At 56.9% G+C, this 2,500-nt stretch carries 1 tRNA gene, 2 rRNA genes and 1 pseudogene (1 of these 4 cut by a window edge); all 4 read right to left on the bottom strand.

Annotated features, from left to right (window positions below):
- Positions 1–44: 44 nt before the first annotated feature.
- Positions 45–316: pseudogene (locus NL532_RS07565) on the bottom strand (type II toxin-antitoxin system ParD family antitoxin).
- 385 nt (positions 317–701) lie between these two features.
- Positions 702–778: transfer RNA gene (locus NL532_RS07560), tRNA-Met, on the bottom strand.
- Between the two features lie 351 nt (positions 779–1,129).
- A 5S ribosomal RNA gene (gene rrf, locus NL532_RS07555) occupies positions 1,130–1,244 on the bottom strand.
- A gap of 202 nt (positions 1,245–1,446) precedes the next feature.
- A 23S ribosomal RNA gene (locus NL532_RS07550) occupies positions 1,447–2,500 on the bottom strand (it continues 1,747 nt past the right edge of the window).

The following is a 2,500-nucleotide window of genomic DNA, read 5'->3' as shown; positions in this document are numbered from 1 at the left end:
TCAGTTTCCGCCTTGGGGTGGAAGACAATGCGGTACTCCATTGCCTATTTGGCTTTCGCCTGCTTCGCGTGATGACGCGCCTCGAGCCGCGAAAAAACTGTCTCGACAGGGATGCCCTTAGTTTAGCCGGATCCTGCCGGAGCTCGGTCAGGCGCGCCGGAACCTCCTCGCGCAACCATCTTTCCCGCTCCGCCTCGAAATCCTCGAGCATACGCAGGCCGGCGCGAACAACCTCACTGGCATTGTTGTAGCGGCCTGATTCGAGCTGCTTCCTGGTAAAGCTCTCATAGTGGTCGTTCAGAGCGTAGTCGGGCACGGCAACCTCCTGGAAGATTATGGCGCCGATCAAAGCCCAGTAACAATAGATAGCAATGATTGGAAGCGCACGATCACGGTTCGTTTTCCAAGATCTGATGGCGAGAGAATGGTTCGTCGCCTGGTTTTGCATGATCCAAAGCGTCCGGTCACCATCGCGCCGGCGCGTGGCGGTTGCCGCGCTGACAGAGCCGGGAGCCAACCGGCTTCGCGTGGGCAAAGGTGCCGAATACAAAAGGCCTGCGAGCTGCGGGCGGTTGGGGGTCATGATTTGGCTTTTCTGTCCCACGGTCGGCTTCGCCTGCTTCCGACCCCTGGTGCAGGTTAAAATCGCCATCGATCACGGTCCGAACGCAAAAAGCCCGCGTGAAGCGGGCTTTTTTTGTTGGTTGCGGGGACAGGATTTGAACCTGTGACCTTCAGGTTATGAGCCTGACGAGCTACCGGGCTGCTCCACCCCGCGTCACCTCCAGGGCAAGCTCTTGCTTGCTCCGGACTCTCCAGGGCAAGCTCTTGCTTGCTCCGGACTCTCCAGGGCAAGCTCTTGCTTGCTCCGGACTCTCCAGGGCAAGCTCTTGCTTGCTCCGGACTCTCCAGGGCAAGCTCTTGCCTGCTCCGGATCTGAAGCAAGCGTTTGCTTGCTTATCTGGACGTAAGCCTGGGCCTATGAACAGGATGGCTTACAGATAGGTATATGGCTGACCAAATGAAAGGGCCGCTTGCGCGGCCCGTGATCCCTTGGCGGGCCTTTTCGTAGAGAGAAGATTTCAGTTTCATCCGGTTTGCGGATGAGAGTTCAACGTGCGTTTTGCAGACCTGGCAGCGACCTACTCTCCCGCGTCTTGAGACGAAGTACCATCAGCGCTGGAGCGTTTCACGGCCGAGTTCGGAATGGGATCGGGTGCAGCCGCTCCGCCATAACCACCAGGTCGGCAAAACGCACGTTATATCGAGAAGCTGTTTTTTCGTGCCAAGGCGACGTTTGTGTTTTGCTTTCGGGCGTAAGCCCGCAAGCGCGACTGCGCGTCGCCGGTTTTCCGGCGCCCTCGCGGAGCATAGGCCCTGTAAGGGCCGCTCATGCGTGAGCGCTGGTCAGATCATCGTGTTTCACGATGAGCATAAGGAATGAGAACGATCAAGCCGATCGAACTATTAGTACCGGTAAGCTTCAAGCGTTGCCGCTCTTCCACACCCGGCCTATCAACGTGGTCGTCTTCCACGGTTCTCAGGGAATACTCGTTTTAAGGTGGGTTTCCCGCTTAGATGCCTTCAGCGGTTATCCCGTCCGGATATAGCTACCCTGCTATGCGGCTGGCGCCACAACAGGTCCACCAGAGATCCGTCCATCCCGGTCCTCTCGTACTAGGGACAGATCCTTTCAATATTCCTACACCCACGGCAGATAGGGACCGAACTGTCTCACGACGTTCTGAACCCAACTCACGTACCGCTTTAAATGGCGAACAGCCATACCCTTGGGACCTGCTCCAGCCCCAGGATGCGATGAGTCGACATCGAGGTGCCAAACAACCCCGTCGATATGGACTCTTGGGGGTCATCAGCCTGTTATCCCCGGCGTACCTTTTATCCGTTGAGCGATGGCCCTTCCACGCGGGACCACCGGATCACTATGACCGACTTTCGTCTCTGCTCGACTTGTCAGTCTCGCAGTCAGGCAGGCTTATGCCATTGCACTCAGCGAACGATTTCCGACCGTTCTGAGCCCACCATCGCGCGCCTCCGTTACTCTTTAGGAGGCGACCGCCCCAGTCAAACTACCCACCATACATTGTCCCGGACCCGGATAACGGGCCGCGGTTAGACATCCATAGTAATAAGGGTGGTATTTCAAGGGTGGCTCCACCTGAGCTGGCGCCCAGGTTTCAAAGCCTACCACCTATCCTACACATGCCACTACGAATGCCAATGTAAAGCTATAGTAAAGGTGCACGGGGTCTTTCCGTCTAACCGCAGGAACCCCGCATCTTCACGGGGAATTCAATTTCACTGAGTCTATGCTGGAGACAGCGGGGAAGTCGTTACGCCATTCGTGCAGGTCGGAACTTACCCGACAAGGAATTTCGCTACCTTAGGACCGTTATAGTTACGGCCGCCGTTTACTGGGGCTTCGATTCAGAGCTTGCACCCCTCCTCTTAACCTTCCAGCACCGGGCAGGCGTCAGAC

It is taken from the genome of Mesorhizobium sp. C120A (genome assembly GCF_030323105.1).
Taxonomy (GTDB): domain Bacteria; phylum Pseudomonadota; class Alphaproteobacteria; order Rhizobiales; family Rhizobiaceae; genus Mesorhizobium.
This window is presented reverse-complemented; position numbering and strand designations above follow the sequence as displayed.